Origin of the sequence: Bacillus sp. AP50 (assembly GCF_040492675.1) — a bacterium.
In the GTDB taxonomy this organism is placed as follows: Bacteria; Bacillota; Bacilli; order Bacillales; family Bacillaceae_G; genus Bacillus_A; species Bacillus_A cereus.
This window is the reverse complement of sequence record NZ_JBEUTW010000398.1, coordinates 1-1,586: the sequence shown is the minus strand read 5'-3', so window position 1 is coordinate 1,586 and position 1,586 is coordinate 1. Positions and strand designations below refer to the sequence as shown.

The following is a 1,586-nucleotide window of genomic DNA, read 5'->3' as shown; positions in this document are numbered from 1 at the left end:
GAATTTTCTTTTTATTTAAACTTTTCATTAGACGTTTGACCTCCGATGTCCATTATGATAAGTTACTTAAGATGTTATATTCGTAAACGTATAGACAACTGGTTTATACACTGTTTTTACTATGAGGAAGGAGCATACACTGCATGAATCTTTTATGGGGAATTGGCGGCGTGATTGGAGTATTAGCAATTGCTTTTCTACTATCTTCCAACCGCAAAGCTATTAATTGGCGCACAATTTTAATTGCGCTAGCATTACAAATGTCATTTTCATTTATCGTATTACGATGGGACGCTGGTAAAGCAGGTTTAAAACACGCTGCTGACGGTGTTCAAGGATTAATTAATTTTTCTTACGAGGGAATTAAGTTCGTTACTGGGGATTTAGTCAACGCAAAGGGACCTTGGGGATTTGTATTCTTTATTCAAGCACTACTTCCAATCGTATTTATTAGTTCATTAGTAGCAATCTTATATTATTTCGGTATTATGCAGAAATTTGTTAGCATCGTTGGTGGTGCATTAAGTAAACTTCTTGGAACTTCTAAAGCAGAAAGCCTAAACTCAGTAACGACTGTATTTTTAGGACAAACTGAAGCTCCAATTTTAATTAAACCTTACTTAGCACGCTTAACAAATAGTGAATTCTTCACTATTATGGTAAGCGGTATGACAGCTGTTGCTGGATCCGTTCTTGTCGGTTATGCAGCAATGGGTATTCCGTTAGAGCACTTATTAGCAGCTGCAATTATGGCGGCTCCATCGAGCTTATTAATTGCGAAACTAATCATGCCAGAGACAGAAAAAGTAGATAATAACGTTGAACTTTCTACAGAACGTGAAGACGCAAATGTTATTGATGCAGCTGCACGCGGCGCATCTGAAGGTATGCAACTTGTTATTAACGTAGCAGCAATGTTAATGGCTTTCATCGCATTAATCGCTTTATTAAATGGATTATTAGGATGGGTTGGTTCTCTGTTCGATATTAAACTTAGTCTTGATTTAATCTTTGGTTACTTATTATCACCATTCGCAATCTTAATCGGGGTTTCTCCTGGTGAAGCGATACAAGCAGCAAGCTTTATCGGTCAAAAACTTGCAATCAACGAATTCGTTGCATACGCAAACTTAGGACCACACATGGCAGAGTTCTCTGACAAAACAAATCTAATTTTAACATTTGCAATCTGTGGATTTGCAAACTTCTCTTCTATCGCAATTCAATTAGGTGTAACAGGAACGTTAGCTCCTACTCGCCGTAAACAAATTGCACAATTAGGGATTAAAGCAGTTATCGCTGGTACATTAGCGAACTTCTTAAACGCAGCAGTTGCAGGTATGATGTTCCTATAAACTTATATAGAGTCTTCTCTTTCTACAAGAGGAGACTTTTTTCATGCAATCCAAACGTCTTTTATGTATCTATTAATCAATTTATCCTAAATATAAGCACATTATGATACAATAATGTTTAAGTCTTTTTATTTTTCTTATGAAAATAGAGATACTACTTGTTGTTGCCCTTCAAAAGAGTTTAACGACATGGTCAATTTCTTAATAATTGCGCATACTACAAGTATCTAT

Annotated in this window: 1 protein-coding gene; it reads left to right on the top strand. The window is 36.0% G+C overall.

Annotation, left to right across the window (positions count from 1 at the left end; all coding sequences use genetic code 11):
- The first annotated feature begins 143 nt into the window (after positions 1-143).
- Positions 144-1,355 carry a NupC/NupG family nucleoside CNT transporter gene (locus ABWK52_RS23200; protein ID WP_001051029.1) on the top strand — a complete coding sequence of 404 codons (1,212 nt, stop codon included), beginning with the start codon at positions 144-146 and terminating at the stop codon, positions 1,353-1,355.
- Positions 1,356-1,586: the final 231 nt, after the last annotated feature.

Bases quoted from the DNA above. Each gene is read 5' to 3' on its own strand.
- ABWK52_RS23200 (WP_001051029.1), top strand. From the start codon at position 144: ATGAATCTTTTATGGGGAATTGGCGGCGTGATTGGAGTATTAGCAATT.